At 65.9% G+C, this 20877-nt stretch carries 19 protein-coding genes; 7 read left to right on the top strand and 12 right to left on the bottom strand.

Annotated features, from left to right (window positions below):
* The first annotated feature begins 6 nt into the window (after positions 1–6).
* Entirely contained in the window at positions 7–1359 is a 1353-nt protein-coding gene (locus A5658_RS04075) for an SRPBCC family protein (RefSeq protein ID WP_067331431.1), read from the top strand.
* Positions 1356–3056: an FAD-binding protein gene (locus A5658_RS04070; RefSeq protein ID WP_067331428.1), complete on the top strand. Its 1701-nt coding sequence runs from the start codon at positions 1356–1358 to the stop codon at positions 3054–3056. The genes A5658_RS04075 and A5658_RS04070 overlap by 4 nt, the downstream gene beginning before the upstream one ends.
* Here A5658_RS04070 and A5658_RS04065 read toward each other — a convergent pair whose 3' ends face one another.
* The 5 genes from A5658_RS04065 to A5658_RS04045 all read right to left on the bottom strand — a co-directional run bounded on the left by A5658_RS04065 (position 3057) and on the right by A5658_RS04045 (position 8485).
* Positions 3057–3905 carry an enoyl-CoA hydratase-related protein gene (locus tag A5658_RS04065; RefSeq protein WP_067331426.1) on the bottom strand — a complete coding sequence of 283 codons (849 nt, stop codon included), beginning with the start codon at positions 3903–3905 and terminating at the stop codon, positions 3057–3059.
* Positions 3906–3935: 30 nt separating this feature from the next.
* Positions 3936–5141 (bottom strand): amidohydrolase family protein, encoded by a 1206-nt coding sequence (locus A5658_RS04060; RefSeq protein WP_067331424.1) that lies wholly within the window; start codon positions 5139–5141, stop codon positions 3936–3938.
* Between the two features lie 73 nt (positions 5142–5214).
* A complete protein-coding gene (locus tag A5658_RS04055; RefSeq protein ID WP_067331422.1) occupies positions 5215–6258 on the bottom strand; it encodes a hotdog fold thioesterase in 1044 nt (347 codons plus the stop codon).
* A gap of 79 nt (positions 6259–6337) precedes the next feature.
* On the bottom strand, positions 6338–6895 hold the full coding sequence (locus tag A5658_RS04050; protein WP_067331611.1) for a hypothetical protein: 558 nt from the start codon (positions 6893–6895) through the stop codon (positions 6338–6340).
* 78 nt (positions 6896–6973) lie between these two features.
* Positions 6974–8485 carry an MFS transporter gene (locus tag A5658_RS04045; RefSeq protein WP_067331610.1) on the bottom strand — a complete coding sequence of 504 codons (1512 nt, stop codon included), beginning with the start codon at positions 8483–8485 and terminating at the stop codon, positions 6974–6976.
* 361 nt (positions 8486–8846) lie between these two features.
* Here A5658_RS04045 and pstS point away from each other — a divergent pair, with 361 nt between their 5' ends.
* The 4 genes from pstS to A5658_RS04025 all read left to right on the top strand — a co-directional run bounded on the left by pstS (position 8847) and on the right by A5658_RS04025 (position 12509).
* Positions 8847–9941, top strand: a complete 1095-nt coding sequence (pstS, locus tag A5658_RS04040; protein WP_067331419.1) for a phosphate ABC transporter substrate-binding protein PstS — start codon at positions 8847–8849, stop codon at positions 9939–9941.
* A gap of 207 nt (positions 9942–10148) precedes the next feature.
* The gene (locus A5658_RS04035) at positions 10149–11111 is read left to right on the top strand and encodes a metal-dependent hydrolase (RefSeq protein WP_067331417.1); all 963 of its coding nucleotides are present in this window, start codon (positions 10149–10151) and stop codon (positions 11109–11111) included.
* Positions 11111–11299: a ferredoxin gene (locus tag A5658_RS04030; RefSeq protein WP_067331414.1), complete on the top strand. Its 189-nt coding sequence runs from the start codon at positions 11111–11113 to the stop codon at positions 11297–11299. The genes A5658_RS04035 and A5658_RS04030 overlap by 1 nt, the downstream gene beginning before the upstream one ends.
* 4 nt (positions 11300–11303) lie before the next feature.
* Positions 11304–12509 (top strand): NAD(P)/FAD-dependent oxidoreductase, encoded by a 1206-nt coding sequence (locus tag A5658_RS04025; protein ID WP_067331412.1) that lies wholly within the window; start codon positions 11304–11306, stop codon positions 12507–12509.
* Between the two features lie 2 nt (positions 12510–12511).
* Here the strand turns inward: A5658_RS04025 and A5658_RS04020 are convergent, their stop codons facing one another.
* From A5658_RS04020 to A5658_RS04000, 5 genes are all read right to left on the bottom strand, one after another.
* Positions 12512–13984 carry a class I adenylate-forming enzyme family protein gene (locus A5658_RS04020; protein WP_231997203.1) on the bottom strand — a complete coding sequence of 491 codons (1473 nt, stop codon included), beginning with the start codon at positions 13982–13984 and terminating at the stop codon, positions 12512–12514.
* Positions 13981–14916: an acyl-CoA dehydrogenase family protein gene (locus tag A5658_RS04015; RefSeq protein ID WP_067331408.1), complete on the bottom strand. Its 936-nt coding sequence runs from the start codon at positions 14914–14916 to the stop codon at positions 13981–13983. Before A5658_RS04015 ends, A5658_RS04020 begins: the two co-directional genes overlap by 4 nt.
* Positions 14913–16061, bottom strand: a complete 1149-nt coding sequence (locus tag A5658_RS04010) for an acyl-CoA dehydrogenase family protein (protein ID WP_067331406.1) — start codon at positions 16059–16061, stop codon at positions 14913–14915. Before A5658_RS04010 ends, A5658_RS04015 begins: the two co-directional genes overlap by 4 nt.
* A gap of 2 nt (positions 16062–16063) precedes the next feature.
* Positions 16064–17182, bottom strand: a complete 1119-nt coding sequence (locus A5658_RS04005) for an acyl-CoA dehydrogenase family protein (RefSeq protein WP_067331609.1) — start codon at positions 17180–17182, stop codon at positions 16064–16066.
* 70 nt (positions 17183–17252) lie between these two features.
* A complete protein-coding gene (locus A5658_RS04000; protein WP_067331403.1) occupies positions 17253–18326 on the bottom strand; it encodes an acyl-CoA dehydrogenase family protein in 1074 nt (357 codons plus the stop codon).
* Between the two features lie 92 nt (positions 18327–18418).
* On the opposite strand from A5658_RS04000, the gene A5658_RS03995 reads away from it, so the two are divergent.
* Entirely contained in the window at positions 18419–19270 is an 852-nt protein-coding gene (locus A5658_RS03995) for an LLM class flavin-dependent oxidoreductase (protein WP_067331401.1), read from the top strand.
* On the opposite strand, the gene A5658_RS03990 is transcribed toward A5658_RS03995, so the two are convergent.
* Both A5658_RS03990 and A5658_RS03985 read right to left on the bottom strand, forming a co-directional pair.
* The gene (locus A5658_RS03990) at positions 19251–19979 is read right to left on the bottom strand and encodes an SDR family oxidoreductase (protein WP_067331608.1); all 729 of its coding nucleotides are present in this window, start codon (positions 19977–19979) and stop codon (positions 19251–19253) included. The genes A5658_RS03995 and A5658_RS03990 overlap by 20 nt on opposite strands.
* Positions 19972–20793, bottom strand: a complete 822-nt coding sequence (locus A5658_RS03985) for a FadR/GntR family transcriptional regulator (protein WP_067331398.1) — start codon at positions 20791–20793, stop codon at positions 19972–19974. The genes A5658_RS03990 and A5658_RS03985 overlap by 8 nt, the downstream gene beginning before the upstream one ends.
* Between the last annotated feature and the right edge of the window lie 84 nt (positions 20794–20877).

Raw genomic sequence — 20877 nt, 5'->3', positions numbered from 1 at the left:
GACACGATGACCAACCAGGTGCCGTGGGCGGTGCGTAATCCGAGTCGGATTCCCAAACAGCGCTACTACGATCCGGAGTTCTACGCCGCCGAAGCCGAGCTGTTCTGGCCGCGGGTGTGGCAGATGGCGTGCCGGCTCGAAGAGATCCCCAAAGCCGGCGATTTCGTCGAATACGAGATCCTGGACCAGTCGGTGATCGTGGTGCGGGTTGACGCCGACACCGTGCGGGCCTACCACAACGCATGCCGCCACCGTGGGGTAAAGCTGGTGGAGGGCAACGGCTCTCTGCCTGGGGCCCGGCGCACGTTCGTCTGCCCGTTCCACGGCTGGTGCTGGGGCGTCGACGGCCGCAATACCTTCGTGCTGCGACCCGAGGCCTTCGCCGGGGACAACATGGCCGCTGACGACCTAAGGCTCGTCGACGTCAAGTGCGAACTGTGGGGTGGGTGCGCGTGGATCAACCTCGACGACGACGCCCCGCCGCTGCGCGAGTGGATGGAACCGTTCGCGTCGATCTACGACGCCTGGAAGGTGGAGTCACTGCGCGTCGAGTGGTGGCAATCGTGCCGGCTGCCGGTGAACTGGAAGCTGGCGACGGCAGCGTTCATGGAGGGCTACCACGTGCCGCAGACGCACCCGCAGTTGCTGCCGTCGGCCGCGACCGGCGGCGGGTCGGAGGCGGTGCACCCGGTTGTGGCCAGCAGCCTCTATTTCATGCGGACGTTGGGCGACGGCATGGGCGGCATGACACACGAGAACGACATCCGCATCGCCGAAGGGCTGCAGACGATTACGCTGCCATCGGATCCGGGGGAGGCGCTGGCCGGTTGGCGGACCGCGCTCAACGATGCGGTGGTGAAATGGCATCGGGCGCGGGGGAGCGCGATGCCCGATCTCAACGACCTGATCCGCCACGGCATTACCGACGCGATCGGGTTCGCCTTCCCGCACCACTTCATCCTGCCCACCTACAGCAGCGCCTCGTCGTACCGGATCCGTCCGCTCGGCCCGGAAGAGACGCTGTTCGAGATCTGGTCGTTGACGCGCATGCCCGACGACCTGTCGGCGGGGAGACCGACGCCGCCGGAGCCGTTGGCGCCGGATGACCCGAGCTGGCCGCCGATCCCCGCGCAAGACTTCTCGAACCTGCCGCGGCAACAAAAAGGGTTGCATTCCAAGGGCTTTGAGTACATGCGGCTCTCCGATCAGATCGAGGGCCTGATCTCGAACTTCGAGCGCGTCGTCGACGGCTTCCTGGCCGGGCTGTCCTACGACGAGTTGGTGCCGGCGATTCAGAAGACGAATACCACCATCGACGTGCCGATCGCCGATCTCGGTCTCACCTCGGAGGCGCCATGACCACGCACTGGGACGGATCGGTCGACCTGCTGATCGCCGGCAGTGGAGGCGGCGGCATGGTCGCCGGTTTGGCCGCGCTCGACAACGGGCTCGAGCCACTGATCCTGGAAAAGCAAGCGCTGGTGGGCGGTTCGACGGGATTGTCGGGCGGCATCGTCTGGCTGCCCAACAACCCGCTGATGCGGGCCGACGGCATTGCCGATTCGCACGAGGACGGGCTGGCCTACCTCGCCGACGTGGTCGGTGACATCGGCGCCCCGTCGTCACCCGAACGCCGCGAGATGTTTCTGACCGCGGGCTACGAGATGATCAACTTCCTGATCCGCCGCGGGGTGAAGCTGATCCGCTGCGACGGCTGGAGCGACTACTACCCGAATCACAAGGGCGGCAACGCGGCCGGCCGCGCCATCGAGGGCATTCCGTTCGACGCCGCCGAGCTGGGGGAGTGGCACGACAAGGTCCAGCCGTCGCTGGCCAAGAACTACGGCTATGCGGTGCTGACCAATGAGCTGCGGTCGGTGCAGTACTTCAACCGTGCGCCCAAGGCTTTCGCGGTGGCCACCAAGGTGTTCCTGCGCACCGCCGCGGCCCGGCTAAGGCGGCGTCAGATCCTGACCAATGGCGCGTCGCTGATCGGTCAAATGCTCAAGGCGCTACTGGATCTCACCGACGGCCGACCGCCGCTGTGGATCAACGCCGCCCTCGACGACCTGATCGTCGAAGACGGCCGGGTGGTCGGTGCGCGCATCACCCACGACGGCAGCGCGCTGAACGTCGAGGCGCGCCGGGGAGTCCTGTTGGCCGCCGGGGGTTTCGGGCACAACGCCGAGATGCGAAAGCGGTACAGCGGCGACCAACCCAACGAGGCCAAGTGGTCGATCGCCAACGCCGGCGACACCGGGGAAGTGCTGCAGACCGCGATGCGGCTGGGCGCTCGCACCGATCTGTTGGACGAAGCCTGGTGGCTGCCTTCGGTGTTCATCGCCAACGGCGGGGCCGTCGCCGCGTCACTCGGGTCGGGGCGTCAACGGCCCGGTGCGATCTACGTCGACTCGACCGGTCGGCGGTTCTGCAACGAGTCGAACTCTTACGTCGAGGTCGGCAAGGCGATGTACGCCAACAAGGCGGTGCCCTGCTGGATGATCTTCGACGACGGCTACGTCCACCGCTACGTCACCAGCGTCAACCCGCTCAAGCGCAACCAAGGCCTGCCGGCCGGGCTGATCGAGTCCGGCGCCGTCAAGCGCGCGGACACTCTCGAGGACCTGGCCCGCCAGACCGAGCTTCCCGCAGACGAATTGGCGCATACCGTGAAGCGGTTCAATGAGTTCGCGGCCAAGGGGCTCGATCCCGACTTCGGTCGTGGGCAGTCGGCCTACAACGACTGCTTGGGCGATCCGGGGTATCGGCCCAACGCCGCGGTCGGCCCGCTGGACCGCGCGCCGTTCTACGCGACCAGGGTGCTACCCGCGGACGTCGGGACGTGTGGCGGCGTGATCACCAACGAGCACGCACAGGTTCTCGACGGCAACGACCAGGTGATCGACGGGCTGTACGCCACCGGCAACACCACTGCGACCGTGATGGGCCGGACGTATCCCGGCGCCGGTGCCAGCATCGCCAGCTCGATGGTGTTCGGTTACGTCGCTGCCCGGCACGCGGCCGGGCGTGCGCTTCCCGGTGAGCGCAGCCGCTAGTCACGCTCGAGGCGGCCCGCCCCCGTCGCCCTCGACGAAATCCCTTGGCTTCAAGCCGGATTGCTTGAGCTGGGCACGTCGCTCCTGAACGTCGGACGCCGCGCCGACCATGTTGGTCAGGATGTGGCTGACCTGCAGGTGGACCCGCATGCCCATCAACTCGTAGGCCCGTTTCACGCTGTTCTTGACGGCCATCGACGTGGTCAACGGGACCTGAGCGATCCTGCGGGCCATCTCCTCGACGGTGTCTTCGAGTTGGTCGCGCGGCACCACCTTGTTGAGCAGGCCCCATTCCAACGCCTCGGCGGCCGACAGCGTCGGCGCCAGCAGCAACCAATCCATGGTGCGATGCCAGTTCATCAGCAGCCACGGTTCGATCATCGTGTGCCCGCCGGGTTCACCGAGGCTCTGCGCGAGCGGCATCTGGAAATACGCGTCCTGCGATGCCACGCAGAAGTCGGTCAGTAGGCCCAGATAGATGCCGCCGCCCATGCAGTAGCCGTGAATCTGCGAGATCGTCGGCTTCGGAAACTCCCACAGGTACAACGTCGGCCACAAAAACAAGTCGGCGGTGCCTTTGTAGAGATCCTCGAACGTGTCCCCGAAATCCGGGTAGGGGTTTTCGTCCGGACCCCAGCGGGCGACGTGCCCGCCGCAGAAGCCGTTGCCGTTGGCCTTGAGGATCACGACCTTGATGTCGCGGTCGCGGTCGGCCTCGTGCAGGCAGGCGTCGACCTCCTGCACCAGCGTCGCGTCTTTGGTGTTGGCCTTGTCGGCCCGGTTGAGGATGATCCGCGCGATCGGTGGTTCGCGTTCGTAGATAACCGCTTCGAGGGTGCGCCGCTCCATGCTGGCGAACCTATTACGGCGACAGTCGGATCAGGCCGAAACCGGTTTCTTGACCGGCTTGGTGACCTTCATCAGCTTCATCAGGTTGCCGCCCATGATCTTGGCGACGTCCTCTTCGCTGAACTCGGTCAGCTCGTCGACGAAGCTGATCGGGTCTTTCAGGCCCTCCGGGTGCGGCCAGTCGGAGCCGAACAGCACCCGGTCGGTGCCGACCATGTTGACGATCTCGGTGAACCGGTCTTCCCAGAACGGGGTGATGTAGACGCACCGCTTGAACGCCTCGATCGGGTCCTCGAGGAAGGCCTGCGGCATCTTCTTGTAGACGCCCTTGAGTCCCTTGAACAGATCCGGCACCCAGTCGGCGCCGTTCTCGATCGACAGGATCCGCAGCTCCGGGTTGCGTGACAACGCGCCGTGGCAGACCAGCGCGCCCATCGCGTCGAGGATCGGACGGTGGCCCATCGCGAAGCTGCGGAACGGGGTCGGCTTGAACGGCAGGAATTCGTCGCCGGGCTCCCACACGTTCGCGAACTCGGAGTAGCCGCTGTCCGAGGCGTGCATCGACACCGGGATGTCGGCCTTGATGCAGGCCTGCCAGAACGGGTCAAACTCCTCGAGCCCGAACGAGCGGCTGCCCTTGAATCCGGGGACCGGGGCCGGGCGGACCAGCACGGTGCGGGCGCCGCGCTCCAGACACCACTCGAGTTCTTCGAGCGCGCGATCGACGATCGGCAGGGTGATCACCGGGGTGGCGAAGATCCGGTCTTTGTGGTTGAACGACCACTGCTCATGCATCCACTGGTTGAGCGCGTGGATGACGTCGTGGGTCATCTCCGGGTCGTCTTTCATGCGCTCCTCGACCAGGCTGGCCAACGTCGGGAACATCAGCGCGTAGTCGATCCCGAGTTCGTCCATCACCTCCAACCGGGCGGCCGGCTCGCGGAAGGCGGGGATCGACTGCATCGGCTCGCCCAGAATTTCGCGGTAGCTCTTGCCCTGCGCGCCGTTGCGGAAGTAGTCCTCCTGAGCACCCGGCTTGGCGACCTTTTCGAAGGTCGGGTTGGGGATGTATTCGCTGATGTGGCCCCGCACCACGATCTTGGTGCGGCCGCGGACCTGCACGTAGTCGATGACGTGCTTGCGGTTCTCGGGGAGGTATTTGGTCAGCGCTTCCTGAGGCTCGTACATGTGGTTGTCGGCGTCGAAAACGGGAAAGGAAAGTTCGCGAGACGGCATGGCGATCTCCTGAAAGTCTGGGATTCTCACTTGGTGGTAATGACGTTACCACCGAAGCCCCGCGAGCCGAAAACTAGCGGGTCGGCCATTCCGGCAGCTTCGGGGTCTCCCCGTTGATCACGGCGAAGTTCACCGTGGCGGACGCGAGCAGCGCGTCGTCGCCCTCCCCGTCGGTGAGGACGTCGACCTGCATGACCAGGGCGCGCCGGCCGCCGCGCAGCATCCGTGGCACCGCGTAGGCGGTGCCCTGCCGGATCGGGCGCAGGTAGCGGATGTTCATGTCGGCAGTCGTCATCGTGGTGCCGTCCTGCAGATAGTCCAGGCCGAACTGCCCGCCGGCGACGTCGATCAGCGTGGCGATCAGCCCGCCCTGCAGCGCGCCGGAGGTGTTGACCACCTGCGGGCTCACCGGGATCGTCATCGCGAATTCGCCGTTACGGGAACCCGGCCGCATGCCGATCTGGTTGAACAGCTCGGACAATGTCAGTGTTTCCGGTTGCACGTCCTCGTCGGCGCCCAGCGCGCGCACGCAGAAGTCGTATAGGTGCGCGGCATCGATTGGCGCACCGGTCAATTCGGCACCGAGCCAGTGCAGTCGCAGCGCACCCAGCACGGTCTGCATCACGATCGCGGCGGCTGGCCCGACATCGAGGTTGGGCCGGAACACACCTTCGCTGATGCCACGTTGGATGACGTCGCACAGCAGATCGTGCAGCGGCGCGATGACCCGCGCGTAGTCGCGAGGCCGGGTTTCGGCCAAGTGCTGGTTGTACAGATTCATCGCCCGGTTAAGGCTGTCCTGGGTGCTCGACTCGGGCTCGGCACTGATCCGATCGATGATCAGCTTGATCGCCTCGGTGCTGGCCAGACCGGTGGTCTCGGCGCGCCAGGCTTGGGTCGACTGCGCCATCGTTCGCTCCAACAGCGCGAGCAGCAGTTCGTCCTTGCTGCTGAAGTGCTGGTAGAACGCCCGCAGCGATGTCTTGGAGCGGGCCACGACTTCCTGCACGGTGAAGTCGGTGCGCCCGGTTTCGCCGAGGATCTCGACCGCGGTCCTGATGAAGCGGGCGTCCCGTGTCGTCGGTTCGGCTTCGTCGGCATTGTTATCTGCGGCCATGGTGCCTTCCTCGGTCCCACGCGGTTGCGCTGTGAGAATGAGGTTACCGCGCGCGTGCGGCAGCCGGTGGGCAGCCGTCTTACGGCAGCATCGGCAGGCGCCACACCGGCGTCGCGGGGTCGAGCAACCACAGGCGAGTCGCTGTCAGCCGGACGAGTCGCACCGCGCCGACGATCATGATTGCCGCGAGCGGCACGTTGGCCAGGGCGGCGGTCAACACCGACAGCCACACTTGGTGGGGGCCGGCGGTCATGATGTCGAACCAGGCGTCACAGATCAGCAGCACGCCGGTGGTGAACGCCGGGAGGATGACCAATTGGCGACGCAGCCAGCCCAGCAGCGCGGTCGCGATCATGGAGATGATCAGCACGCAGTCGAAGCCGATCCACGTGGCCGGCCAGTTGTGGGCCACATAGTTGTCCGGCAGCGTGACGGCCAGGTAGATCATCCACGGAATCAGCGCGATGGTGCCGCCCACCATCAGCGTCAGCCGATTGCGCCGCATTCGTCTGGCAAGGGTCGGCGGAAAGACCTCCTCGAGCGGACGCTCCAGTCGTTGAATCAGGTCTCGGCGCTGCGCCGGCGACAACGCCGCGATCTGGGCGTCCGACAAAGCCGCGTCCCCGTAGTAGGTCATCACTGACGAGTACCCGCCGCTCCCGCCAAAAGCAACGACCGGCCGCCGCAGCGACCGGTCGTTGAATGGGCTCAGCACCTACGACGTGGTGGCGGCGGGGGATGCCTCTTCCTTGCCGACCTCTTCGAGGTTCAGACCGGTCGTCTCGATCCGGAAGAAGTACGTCACCACTGCTCCCAGCAGGAAGCACACCACCAGGCCCCAGAGCAGCGCGGTGGTGCCGATCGTCTTGAGCAGGATCGGGAACATGAAGGCGGTCAGCACGGCACCGATCTTGGCGAACGACGCGGCGAAGCCGGCGCCCTTGCCGCGGACCTCGGTCGGGAAGACCTCGCCCGCAAGGAGGTACGTCATCGCGTTCGGCCCGAAGTTGACCATGAAGTAGAAGATCGTGAACCCCAGGAAGAGCAGCCACATCACGTTGCTGCCGTCCGGCTTGATCGACAGCCCGGAGAGCAGGAGCCCGACCGCGCAGCCGATGAAGCCCCAGATCTGCAGCTTGATGCGGCCGACGCGGTCCACCAAGAAGATCGCGACGATGACGCCGAGGACGAACAGCACGTCCATCATCGCCGAACCCTTGGCGCCCAGGATGTCGTTGTGGATGGTGTCGGACAGGCCGTGCGACTTGGACTCCTTGCCGATGACCGCGCCCAGGATGGTCGGGGTGAAGATGCCGATGCCGTAGACGCCCAGGTCTTGCAGGAACCACGGGACGGAGGCGAGGATCGTCGCGCGACGGTTCCGCTTCTTGAACAGCGCGAGGTAAGACGTGTGTTCTTCGGCGGCCTTGGCCGTTTGGGCCAGGTGCGCGAGGTCCACATGCTTGGGGTACTGCGGATTGCGCTTGAGTAGCTGGGTGGTTGCCTTCTCGCCGTGCTCAATTCGGCCCTTCGACACCAGCCAGTGCGGGCTCTCGGTGACGTAGAGGCGGCCGATGACGACCAGGACGGCCGGCACGATCGCGGCGGCGTACATCATCCGCCAGGCGCCCAGGTTCGGGTTGGCGTACAGGATGCCGAAGCCCAGCGCTGTGCCGAAGAACGCTCCGACGGCCTGGAAAGCGAACGCGCTCAGCACAAGTCGGCCACGCATCGAGGTGGCGATGCTTTCCGAGATCACCATGTGTGCGGTCGGGTAATCACACCCCAGCGCGATTCCAGCGCCGAACAGACAGACGACCAGCGTGATGAAGTTCGGGGCTGCGGTCAGCCCGACCAGGAACACCGCGAAGATGATCATCTCGATGATGAACATCTTCTTGCGCCCGTAGCTGTCGGCCAGCCCGCCGAGGGCGGTCGCGCCGACCAGGATGCCGGCCAGCGAGGATGCGGTCACCAAGCCTTTGTCGGTCGCGTTCAGGTGGAATTGAATCGAGATCAGCGGCAGGGCAACGCCGGTCATGAATACGACCATGCCTTCGAAGAATTTGCCCGCGCACGCAAGCGCCCAGATTCGGAATTGCATCGCCGTCATCGGCATCGACTTCAGCGCCGTGCCGTCGGGCCACTGGGGCAGCTCGTCGATGTATTCCTGCACCGTTTTGCCATTGACTTTCGGTGCCTGCGATTGGTCGAGCGTGTCGGTCATGTCACCTCTCTCGGCGAAGCGGATCAGCGCGGCGTTACTGGCCGGCGGGACCCGCACTGACCAGCGTCAACCACGCAGACGCTAAGTCAGGCAACTGAACGGCCGCTAACGGCGGAATGAATTCGGCAAACTGTCGGCAATACCGAAGGATGCGGGTCGGAGATGGCATCGGTGCGACAGCAATTTCCGCAATTCAGAGCAAACTCTTCGGGCCCCGACGATGGCTTCACCTGTTGTTTGCTTGCGGATTGATTCGATGTCGATATTGGTGACTATTAATTCTCGCGGACGTGCTCGAACCTTCGGCCCGGCAAGCGGGCGGCCGATGTGCGGCTAACGGGTTGTTGCCAAGGAGGCAAACATGAAGCAGCACAAGGGATTCCTGGCCGCTGGCCTGCTCGTGGCGGCAACTCTTACACTGTCGGGCTGTACCCAACTCGACACCCCACCGAAATACGCCAAGGACGCGAAGGTCGACTGCGGCGGCAAGCAGGACCTGAGCGGTAGTGGTTCGACCGCTCAGGCCAACGCGATGAGCCACTTCATCACCAGCTACGAGGAATCGTGCTCGGGCAAGCAGCTGAACTACTCGGCCACCGGATCGGGCGCCGGCGTCTCGGATTTCCTCGGCGCCAAGACCGACTTCGGTGGCTCGGACTCACCGCTCAGCGGCGACGAGTACGCCGGCGCCAAGCACCGCTGCGGCGGCAACGACGCCTGGAACCTGCCGGCGATCTTCGGCCCGATCGCGATCACGTTCAACGTGAAATCCACCGACGTGCTCACCTTCGACGCGCCCACGCTCGCAAAGATTTTCAGCGGCGCCATCACTCGCTGGAACGACCCGGCGATCACCGCGCTGAATGCCAACAGCAGCCTGCCCGACGAGGACATCAAGGTCGTCTATCGCAGCGACGCGTCGGGCACCAGTGACAACTTCCAGCAGTACCTGCAGGCAGCCGCGGGCGGCGCCTGGACCAAGGGTGTCGGCAAGACCTTTCACGGTGGGGTCGGGACGTCGGCTCAGGGCAACGAGGGCACGTCGGAAGCCGTCAAGAAGACCGAGGGCGCGATCAGCTACAACGAGTGGTCCTACGCGATGAAGCAGCACCTCGACGTCGCCGGCATCAAGACCGCGGGCGGAGTCGTAGCCATCGGCAACGACTGGGTCGGTAAGACGATCTCTGACGTCACCATCAAGGGCACGGGCAACGACCTCGTGCTCGACCTGTCGAAGGTCTACGCCACCAACACGCCCGGCGCGTACCCGATCCTGCTGGCCAGCTACGAGCTCGTCTGCTCGAAATACCCTGATGCACAAGTGGGTACGGCGGTCAAGGCGTTCATGGAGTCGACCGTTTCCAGCGGGCAGAACGGCCTGACGCCGCTCGGATACATCCCGCTGCCGGCCGACTTCCAGACCAGGGTCGCGGCGGCCGCCAAGAGCATCAGCTGAGGCGTGAACTGGCCTGGGCTGTCCGCAACCGGCAACAACTCTCAGGATTCTGATACCGCTGCGATGCGTAGCGGGCGGCTCGTATGGGTATGGCCTTCAGTCAACGGTCGTTTACGCAACCGTGTTGGCCCGCGGAGGCGCACCGGCGGCCGTTCGTGACACGCACGGAAGGTCTGCCCCGCGGTGGACCGTCGGGAGGTACTGCCCATGCCAGAAATTCAACTTCACCACGAGGGCCATCCTCGGTACCGCCGAATGGTTCGATTCGACTGGTCGGAAACGCCGCTGCACTGGGTGCCTGGCGACCCGTTCTCGACGCACATGATGAACGTCTTGCACCTGTTGCTCCCCGAGGGCGAGCGACACTTCATCAAGGCCGTCCTCGAAGCGTCGTCGCTGGTCGACGATCCGGAGCTGGAAGCGGCCATCAAGCCATTCATCCAGCAGGAATCGTGGCACGCCTGGGCTCATCAGGTGGTGCTCGATCACCTGTCCAGTCAGGGCATAGACACCCAGGGATACATCGACAAGCTGGGCAAGACGTTGTCTCGAACGCTGGGTGACCCACCCAAGTTCTTTCCGGCGCCCCTGCGGCGCTGGTGGCTCTACCGGCGTCTGGCCGACGTGGCTGCGCTAGAGCACTTCACCGCGGTTCTCGGCCAATGGGTCTTGACGAACCGTGGTCTCGACTATGCGAAAGCCGATCCGATGATGCTGGATTTGTTGCGCTGGCACGGCGCCGAAGAGGTTGAGCATCGGTCACTGGTATACGACGTGTACCAAAACGTTTGTGGCAGTTATCCAATCAGGGCTTTCTCGATGCTCATGACGGCACCGCTGTTCGTCGGCTGGTGGATTGCGGGAGCACGTTATCTGCTGGCGCAGGATCCGACCATCGACATTAAGTGGACCTGGGGGGAGTGGCGTCGGGCCGCACGCGAGTACCTGTTGCCCGGGCCGTGGAAACTTCTTGTCACCGTACCGATCCGGTATATGCGGCCCGGTCATCATCCGAACGGCGAGGCTTCGACGCAGATGGCGATCGACTATCTGAACTATTCGCCCGTAGCCAAAGCTGCCCGGCGGCGGGCGCAGTCGCAGGGGAAGGCGCCTAGCGACACCGCAGAGGTCGAGTCCGGCGCGGTGCAAGCGCGAAAGGTAGACGTGTGATGAAGGTTTCGGTCGATCTGGACACCTGCGACGGCAACGGCGTGTGCATGAGCATCTGCCACGAGGTGTTCGACGTACGCGAAGACGGATTGCACGTGCTTCAGGAGGAGCCGGCCGCGGCGCTGCGTCAGCAATTGCTCGGAGCTCAGGTGTCGTGTCCGACTCAGGCAATCACAGTCCAGGAGTGACTCCATGCCGACTGCTCAGCTCGAGAACATTGTCGTCGTTGGTGCCGGGGTGGCCGGCACACGGGCGGCTGAAACGTTGCGGCAGGAGGGCTTCGACGGAAACTTGACGATTGTCGGAACCGAGCGACACGCGCCTTATCACCGTCCGCCGCTTTCGAAGAAATTGCTCACCGGCCAGGTGCACCGGGCCGGCGTCGATATGGCGCCGCAGTTCGATGTCGGAGCGCGGGTGCTGCGGGGCGCGTCCGCGGTCAAGTTGGACACGGCGTCGCGAACCCTTCACGTTCGCGACGACGACCAAGACCTGGCCATGCATTTCGACGGACTGGTGATCGCCAGCGGTGCCGTCCCACGTGAATGGAAAAGCGGAGCGACCCTCGGCGGAGTGTATGTACTGCGGACCGTCGACGACTGCCTGGCAATACGGGATCGTCTGGGACACCGCTCCCGGGTGGTCGTGGTCGGCGGTGGCTTTATCGGTGCCGAAGTCGCCGCGAGTTGCCGATCGATTGGGCTGCAGGTGACGCTGATCGAGAAATCTGATGGTCCGCTGTTGGCCGCGCTGGGCAAGGAGATGGCTTCGCGTTGGGCCGGTTTGCACCGTCAGCGCGGCGTGGACGTTCGAGTCGGCGTTGGCGTCGAGGAGTTTATCGGCAACGGTGACGTGAAAGCCGTTGGCCTGACCGACGGGTCGCAGATTTCTGCGGATGTGGTCGTCGTGGGGCTCGGTGTTGAGCCGGCCACCGACTGGTTGGACGGATCCGGATTGCACCTCGACGATGGCGTGGTCTGCGACGCCACTGGCACTGTCGACGGTGCCCGCGACATCGTCGCAGCCGGGGATGTCGCGCGCTGGTGGCATCCGCTGTACGAGAGACATCTGCGTGTCGAACACTGGGACCATGCCGGGCGTCAGGGTGTGGCCGCAGCTCGGAACCTGCTGGCGGGTCCGGAGCGCGCGAAGCGCTACCAGGACGTTCCATATTTCTGGTCGGACCAGTACGACGTGAAGCTGCAAATGATGGGCGTGCCAACGGATTACGATGCGGTTGAGATCATCGAGGGCGATCCGCAGGGTTGGCGGTTTGTCGCCGCGTATGGCCGTGGCGGTCGCACCATCGCGGTGCTGGGAACGATTCCAGGCCGTGTGCACGCGTACTGCGACGCGATCGCCTCGCGCGCCGAGTTTCCGCCCGAGCCACGCGACTGAGTTCAGCCCCCGCGAGCTTCTACCATCGCCGAGCGGTTGACCTTGGTCGCCGCGGTGCGCGGGATCTGGTCGACGAACTCCACGCTCTTGGGGACTTTGTAGGCGGCCAGACGGGTCTTCGCGTACCCGATCACGTCGTGCTCGGTCAGTGGCGTCGCGCTGTCGGCGAGCTGGATCACGGCGTGCACGCGGCGGCCCCACTCGCTGTCGGTGAGCCCGATGACGACCACGTCGGCGATGCCGTCGTGCTCGGCGAGCGCGCATTCCACTTCGGCGGGAAAGACATTCGCCCCGCCGGTGATGATCATGTCGCTGCGGCGGTCGGCGATGTAGAGGTAGCCGTCCTCGTCGATGTGGCCGATGTCGCCGGCGGTCCGGAAGCCGTCCGGCGTCGACGGCAGCAGCGGCGCCCCGCCGAGATACCGATACCCGGCGCTCATCGGTGAGCGCAGGTATATCTCGCCGAGCTCGCCCCGGGGCACCGGATTGCCCTGTTGATCCAAGATGCGCACCTCGGTGTCGCGGAACCCGCGGCCGACGCTGCCCGGATGCTCGAGCCACTCGTCGCCCCGCAGCGCCGTGAGTCCCAGACCTTCGGTCATGCCATACGCCATCACCACCTGTTCCGGGCTGAGCAGCTCGAACCAGGTGCGCAGCAACGTATGTGGCATCACCGCGGCGCCCTGCAAGATCCATGCGACACTGGAGAGATCCCGTCGCCGGATGTCAGGAAGAGCCGCAATGCGGGAAAGCATCGTCGGGGTGGCCGTGAAGTTGGTGATCCGGTATAGCTCGATCGCATCGACAACGGTTGCCGCGTCGAACTTTTCGAGTATGACCAGCCTGTCGCCGCCCAGCAGGTAGGTCAGCGGTGAGAACCCGTTGGTGTGGTACATCGGACCGGGCACCAGGATGGTCTGCGGTGTGGGCGTCGGCGTCCAGGCGGCCAGGAACGGAAACGACGACTCCGGCGTCCAAACTCCTTGCGCCAGAGTCAGAATCACCTTGGGCAGCCCAGTGGATCCGCTGCTGCATATTCCGTTGGCATTGGGGGACACCACGTCAGGCAGGGGGTCGGTGGACTCACCGGCGGCCCGGGCGGCGAGCACGGCCCCGGTCTCGTCGTCGATCGCAACCGTCGGGGCGATCACCTCCAGCACGCGTGAGCGTTCCCAATCGGGCAGATCCCAGCGCATCGGTACCGGGACCGCGCCGATCTTCCAGCATCCGAGAACGGCCAGCACGAACTCCTCGGAGTTCGGAATCCCCAGGGCGACCAGCGAACCGACCTGGGCGCCGGCGTCTGCCAAGGCGCGGCCCCATTGGTTGGCCAGGCCGTCGAGCTCGGCGAACGTCGACGACTGCGCAGTCCCGTCGCGTGCGATCACGGTCACGGCAATGTCGTCGCCGCGTTGTTCGGCGAGCTGTCGAAGCTTGGCGCCGAACGGAATTCCTTCTTCCGTGGGGTTTGTCACGCCGATACCGGGCCGGAGAACAACGTCTCGAGTGCGCCGCTGCGAACGTCCGGGAGCAGGCGTATCGCCAGCGCTTCGGCGCTTTCCGGCAGCCGAACCAGCGGCTGGGTGTGCCTGTCGAGCACGCTGACATCGGACTCGTCACAGAAGCCCAGCGCCCCCAGCAGCTGATGCGCGGCGCGGAATACCTGTCGGGCGGTATCGGCGGCCTTGAGCCTGAGCACCAGGGCGTCCGCCGAACGCACCTGCGCAGGAGACGATTCCATGCGGCTGATCGTATACTTCGCGAGTTCGTACAATCCGCGAGCGGCGACGGAGGCGTCGGCGACGGTGAAGCGGACGGCCTGAAATTCCGCGAGCGGCTTGCCGAACTGCATCCGGGCGACGACGTGCTGGCGGGTGATCTCCAGGGCTTGCTGCACGGCGCCGACGATCCGCCACGAGCCCAGCGTGAGGTGTAGATCGACGTCGGCCGCCGGCACCGTGCCGTCGGCCCGGCTCACGGTGGCCGGCACCAGAAACGGTCCGAGTTTCGCGGCGGTGCGCGTGGACGGCCGGACGTTGTAGCGGGCGCCGTCGAGGTCGGCGGCAATCCAGTCGCCAGCCAGGTCGCCGTGGTCGATGCGCGGTGTCTCGGGATTCACCAGGGCAAGTCGGGCGCCGTCGATTGCGAGCAACTCGTCGACGAGGGGGTAGGGCAGTGCCGTCGCGCCGGCGGCCTGGCAGAGCACCGCGGCGGCCAGCCGATCCTCCGCCGAATCCCGGACGTCGAGGTCGAATGCCCCGAGGTCGGACAGGGCGATCCGGGCATCGTGCCGCAGCTGATCCTCCGTCTCGGCCCGCAGTGCCGCCTGCACTCCGCCGAGCCGGACCAGCCGCTTGCCCGCGACCGCGGCGAACTCGGCAATGTCTTCTGGCAGAGCGGTTTTCATCCGTGGTCTCCTAATGTCTCGCGCGCGACCAGCATTCGCTGCACTTCGATGGTGCCCGACGCGACGGTGGCCGCCTGGGCGTAACGCCAATGGTCTTCGATCGCGCCGTGCAGCGGTGCCGACATGCCGCTGTCCAACGCCGACGGGCCGAGCACGTCGAACAGCAACTCGGCGACCTGCTGGTCGCAGGTGGTGGTCGCGATGCGGGCGGCGCTGGCCGCACCGCCGGCGGTCGGGTCGTCTTGCAGCGACACCGCGCGGTAGGCCAGCAGCCGCGCGATGCGCAGATCGATCAGGGCCCGGACCCAGCGCGTCCGGATCGACTCGGGCAGGTGGTCCCAGTCGTCGCCGAGTTCGGTCTGCATACGGTGCAGCAGCGATTCACATCGGGCATAGCGAGCGATGCCCACCCGCTCGAACGCCAGGGCTTCGCGCATCACCCGCCATCCGTCGCCCACCTCGCCGAGCACCTCGTCGGGGAAGACTTCAACGTCGTCGAGGAACACCTCGTTGAGGTGATGCGGTCCCAGCATCGACCGGATCGGTCGCACGGTGATGCCCTCCCGGTCCATCGGAACCAGAAACAGGCTGAGCCGCTTGGGTTTCGGGGCGTCTGGATCGGTGCAGGCCGCCAGCACGCACCAGGACGCCATCTGCGCGTAGGACGTCCACACCTTTTGCCCGGTGATGCGCCAACCGTCGCCGCTTCGAACCGCGCGGGTCCGCAGCGACGCGAGGTCGGTCCCGGCTTCCGGCTCGGAGAACCCCTGGCACCAGATCACCTCGCCGGCGGCGATCGCGGACAGGTGGCGGTCCTTCTGCTCGGCCGTTCCGTAACGCATGAGTGCGGGTCCCACCCAGTTGATGCCCATGTATTGGGCGCCGCGGGGTTCGTGGTGCGCCCACATCTCTTCGCGTAATACCGTCTGCTGCCACACCGAACCCCCGCCGCCGCCATGCTCTTTCGGCCAGGCCAGCGCCAGCAGCCCGTCGGAGGCGAGCATCTTGCAGAACGACTCGGTGGTCGCCAGGTCCTTGGGGTCGCTGGTGCAGGCGCCGAGGAACCCTTCGGGGATGTGCGTCGAGATCAGCTCGCGCAGGCGGGTTCTCAGTTCGACGGCGTCGGTGCCGAGGTCGTAGTCCATCGTCATCCCTTCGGCAGTCCGAGCAGGCGCTCGGCGATGATGTTGCGCTGTACCTCAGATGTGCCGCCGTAGATGGTCGCGGCGAGCGCGTCCTGGCGTTCGAAAAGTAGGTCGGCGTCGTCGATCGAACGGGGCCCGGCCGCCGCCGCGGCAAGCTCCCAAACTCGTTGCAGAGTAACCGAACCGAGGAGCTTGAGAGTGTCGGCCTCCGGGCTCGGCAGCCCGGCCAGCTCGTTGTTCAATGCGCGGTAGCCGTTGGCCCGCAGGGCTTCGGCGTCGGCGAGCAGCGAGCCGAGTTCGGCGAACACCTCGCCGGCGGCGAAATCGTCGTGGGTGGCCTGCGAATCCCTGACCGCGGTGAGGCCGCGCTGGATCTCCACCCAGTTCATGATCCAAATCATTTGCCGCTCATGGTTCAGCGACGACATCGCCACCTGCCATCCGCCGTTGAGGTCGCCGAGCAGGCTGTCGGCGGGGATCTCGACATCGTCGAGAATGACCTCGCAGAAGGTTTCGTCGGAAATGGATGCCATCCGGATGGGTTCGATGGTCAGCCCGGGTGATTCGAGATCGAGGATGAAGCAGGAGATTCCGCGGTGCTTGGGTGCATCGGGGTCCGTGCGGGCGTACAAGGTGCACCACCGCGACAGGTGTGCCTGGGTGGTCCAGATCTTTCTGCCCTTGACGCGGAACATATCGCCTTCGCGGACCGCGCGGGTACGCAGCCCGGCGAAGTCGGATCCCGCTTCGGGCTCGGACATGCCCAGCGCCCACCACTCGTCGCCGCGCAGCAGCGGGACGAGCAGCCGGTCGATCTGCTCGGGGGTGCCGAATTGCCGCAGCCCCGGCGCCGCGACGCCCGGCCCGGCGACGTTGGGCAGCTTCGGGGCCGACCGCGTCGCCGCCTCGAGTCGGATTTCCATCGCCTCGGCCAGACCCAGCGATCGGCCGCCATGTTCGCGTGGCCAGGTCGGCTGCAACCAGCCGGCCTCGAAGGCGGCCCGTTGATGATCGCGGCGAAGCGGGACGTCCCAGCGGTATTCGCGGTAGCGCTCGTAGTAGTCGCCGGGCAGGAAGTCGGTCAACCACGCCGCGTATTCGGCCGTCAACTCACGACTCATGAGCGCCACTCTCCCCCGCAAGCGGGAGGTGCCCCCACCTCATCGCTGCGCTCTGCATCGTCGTAGCGCGTCATCGGGTGCTCCCGGCGAAGCGGCGTCCCACCGCGTGGTACAGCGCGCGGCCGTCGCCCAAGGTCGAGGCCCCCTGCCAGGCGTGCCGCAGGTACAAGTGCATGTCGTGTTCCCAGGTCTGGGCCAACGCACCGTGCACTTGAACCGCAGTGCGCGCGCAACCGACCGCTGCCTCACCGGCCGCCGCCTTGGCCAGCGCGGCGGCGCTCCAGCCCTCGGCGGGTGTGGTCGCCGGGTCGTCGAGGCGCGCAGCGGCGGCATAGGTCAGGCCGCGGGCGCGCTCCAACGCCACATAGTTGTCGGCCAACGCGTGCTTGATGCCCTGGAATGCGCCGATCGGCTTGCCGAACTGATGCCGTGATTTCGCGTGTTCGACCGAGCGGCCCAGCGCGGCGGTCGCGACGCCGACCAGGTCGGCGGCCACCGCGAGCAACGGCGTTGCCAACGCCGACTCCAGGTCGACCGGGGCGATCGCAATGGGTTCGGCGTCGATGTCGACCTCGCCGGCGGGTTGGACGGGATCGGTGGATTCGGCGTCCTGCGACGTGACGCCGTCGCCGACGCGGACGACGGCGGCGACGGGACCGTCGGGTGACGACGCCAGCGTGACGACCAGTTCGGCGCGGGGGAGGCCGGGCACCGCGATCGCGTGGCCCCGCACACGGCCGCCCGCCAGCGTCATCGGAACACCCGGCAGCCGGTGGCCAGGTGGTTGCACGGCCAGCGCGGCGACCACGCCGGCACCGATGTCGGTCAACACATCGGTCGCACCGGGACCAGCCACCCGTAGTAGACCCGCCGCCAGGCCCACGCTGGACAGCAGCGGCACGGGTGCCAGCGCCGACCCGCACTCCTCGAGGACCACGGCGAGATCCATCCGGCCGAACGGGCTGTCGTCGTCGGGCTGGGCGAGTTCGGTCCAGCCGAGGTCGACAACGGTCTTCCACACCGTGCGCCACCGCTGCGGGTCTGTCATGGCCTGTCGCGCGGTCGCGGGCGGGGATTCGGTGCGCATGACGTCACGCACGCTGTCGCGCAGCGCCAATTGTCCGGAATTCAGTCCGACGTCCATAAGGCCTCTAACATAGTAAAAATAGTAAACTAGCGCGACAAACTCAATCGCTGTGGCGAAGCAGCTGTGTGATCCGAATAGGTGGTGCGGTTATGCCGGAGTGGTACTTGTTCCTGCCGCAGGTGCGGGTGCCGGTCGCCGACATCGTGGAACGGGCCCGCCATGCCGAGGCCAGCGGGTTCACCGGGATCGCGTTCATCGACCACCTCGAGGCGCCGGGGCTTCGCGACGAAAGCATTTGGGAGGCAATGGGCGTCGCGACCTGGGTGGCCGCCAAGACCGAGCGGTTGAGGATCGGCCATCTGGTGCTCTGTGACGCGTTCCGCCACCCGGCGGTGCTGGCCAAGCAGGCCGTCACGCTGTCGGAAGCCTCCGACGGCAGGTTCGAACTCGGGCTCGGCTCGGGGTCGTGGCCTGCCGAGCTTGCGAGATTCAATGTCGGTCAACAAGATCCGCTGGCCCGGGTCAAACAGCTCGAACAAAACCTGGACCTGATGAATCGATACTGGGGACGAGGTGGCGACGCCGGCGAGAGTCAGTCGCCGCTACCGACTCGTCACATACCGTTGATTCTGGGTGGGACGGGACGGCGGATGATGGAACTCGTTCGTAGACATGCGGATTGGTGGAACATCCCGGCCAATCACATCGACCGACTCGCAGAGTTGGCTCCCGCCGCCGGGTCTGCCCGGGTGTCGATTCAGCAGATGGTCGGATTCATCCGCAAGGACAGCGATCCGGCCAAGGTGCGTGAGGTGAGCGCCAAGCGGTTCGGCAATCTAGGGTCGGGCCTGATTTGTGGCGATGCCGACGAATTGTCCGGACACTTCCGGCATTTGTCCGGTCAAGGCGTCGAGCGCTTCTACGTCTGGTTCTCCGATTTCGCCGCGCCGGAATCGCTGGACGAATTCGGCGAAACGGTGATCACGACTTTTTCGCGCTAGCGGCGCGACGATGGACCTCCTCGGGTACCACCGGCACCCGGGCGTAGGGCCCGCGCCGCACCGCGGTCAACCGGATCTCCGGTAGATCCACCGACGGGTCCACGGTGTCGAGCCAGGCAACGGCGTCGGCGACATCGGAAACCTGAATGGCCTGCATCTCGAATGGAACATCCTGCAGCATCTCGGTTTCCACCGGTCCCGGCGTCACAATGTGGACGGCAATGCCGTCGCGATCGACCTCGAGAGCCAGCGCGCGGGCGAACGCGTTCATCCCGGCCTTGGACGCGGAGTAGGCGGTGCGGCCCATCATCGGCTCATAGGATGCGGACGACGAGATGAACACGAAGCGGGAGCCGGCGCGCATCTTGGGCAGCGTGGCCGAGGTCAGCACGAAGCAGGAGTCCAGGTTCGCCGAGATGATTGCCTGCCACTGCTCGAATGTCTGCTTGCGCGCGTAGGTTCCGCCGAGTGCTCCCGCGGCGTGCACGACGAGATCGATGGTGTCCAGTGGGTCGATGGCCGCCGCGAAACCGTCGGGATCGGAGGCGTCGGCGACGATGTAGCGGGCGCCGATCTCGTCGGCCGCGGCGCGCAACGGGTCCTCCCGACGTGCGGAAAGCATTACGTCGTAACCGAGTTCGCACAGTTTGGCGGCGCAGGCCTTGCCGATGCCGCCGCTTCCACCGGTGACCAGGGCGGTTCTAGAGATGGCGGTTATCCCGTGGGCGGGACAACGCCTGCGGCGACAGCGCGTAGATCCGTTGGTCAGGTCCGGCGGCAAGCACGTGGCTCTGGGTGTCGGAAAGATGGCGGGCCGCAACGCGACGCGCCCGGTCGACGTCGCCCGCCTCGATCATCTCGGCCATCTTGATGTGGGTGCTGAGCACGGCGCGACGCTTGGTCAGCGACGGGTAGGTGCCCTTCGCCGCGCTCTCGTCGGCCCACTGCTGTTCGTGGCTGGTCCACAGCGTCTCGAGGGTGCCGACGACGGCGATGATGGTTTTGTTGCCGCAGCCGTGCACGATCGCGTCGTGGAATCTGCGGCCGATTTCGGTGAATTCCGGTCCGTCTTCCAGATGGGTTTCCATTGCGTCGTTGATCTCTTTGAGCTCGGCCACGATGGTGTCGGCGCGGTCGGCACGCTGGGCTGCCAGTGCGGCGCAAGCGGGTTCGAGTTCCAGCAGCGCGCTGCCGAGGTCGGCGACGACAACCGACTCGCTCTGCAGCACCAAGCCCAACATGTAGGCGGCGCTGGTCTTGGCCGGGGCATGCACGATGGCGCCGCCGCGGTTTCCGCGCCGAACCGAGACCAGCCCTTCGGTTTCCAGGATTCGCAACGCTTCTCGCAGCGAGACCAGGCTGACGTTGAACTGCTCGACGAGCACTTCCTGGCGCGGCAGCAAATCGCCGTCGGCCAGTTCGCCGTCGATGATCTGGCGCCGCAACTCGTCGGCGACGATCTCGGCGATGCGCGGCGCCGACAGTCGGCGCCGGGCCTCTGGGCCAATTCCCAGCGCAGTCATCTGATTCCAGCAGCGGAACTCACGGCCGGAGACGCGGCCGCTGCGCCCGCGAACTCCATTTACTGCAATCTTAGCAGTAATGGC

This window comes from Mycobacterium sp. 1245111.1 (genome assembly GCF_001673405.1).
GTDB lineage: Bacteria > Actinomycetota > Actinomycetes > Mycobacteriales > Mycobacteriaceae > Mycobacterium.
This window is presented reverse-complemented; position numbering and strand designations above follow the sequence as displayed.